Source organism: Streptococcus sp. HMSC074F05 (genome assembly GCF_001808725.1).
Taxonomy (GTDB): domain Bacteria; phylum Bacillota; class Bacilli; order Lactobacillales; family Streptococcaceae; genus Streptococcus; species Streptococcus parasanguinis_I.
This window is the reverse complement of sequence record NZ_KV794411.1, coordinates 107,047-107,422: the sequence shown is the minus strand read 5'-3', so window position 1 is coordinate 107,422 and position 376 is coordinate 107,047. Positions and strand designations below refer to the sequence as shown.

At 51.1% G+C, this 376-nt stretch carries 1 protein-coding gene; it reads right to left on the bottom strand.

What is annotated here, in order from left to right; translation table 11 throughout:
- On the bottom strand, window positions 1-376 hold a 376-nt coding region (locus HMPREF2685_RS10965), incomplete at both ends, for an ABC transporter ATP-binding protein (protein ID WP_148130459.1).

Here is a 376-nt window from a genome sequence, read left to right as displayed (position 1 = left end):
ATCCAGCGCCCCTGTTGGCTCATCAGCAAGGAGAATTTCAGGTGAGGTGATGATGGCCCGTGCTACAGCCACCCGTTGTTTTTGCCCACCAGAGATTTCGTAAGGGTATTTCTCAAGGAGTTGGTGAATGCCCAATTCCCGACTGACGCTATCCACCTTACTCATCATTTCCTTGACGGGTCTGCGTGAGAGGACGAGAGGGAGAATGATATTGTCCTTGACGGACAAGGTATCGAGCAGGTTGAAGTCTTGAAAGACAAAGCCTAGTTTTTCCCGACGGAAGCTCGAGGCATCCTTGTTCTTGATAGTTGAAGTATCGGTACCGTTGAGGTAGACTCGCCCTTCGGTCGGCTGGTCCAGCATGGCTAGGATATTG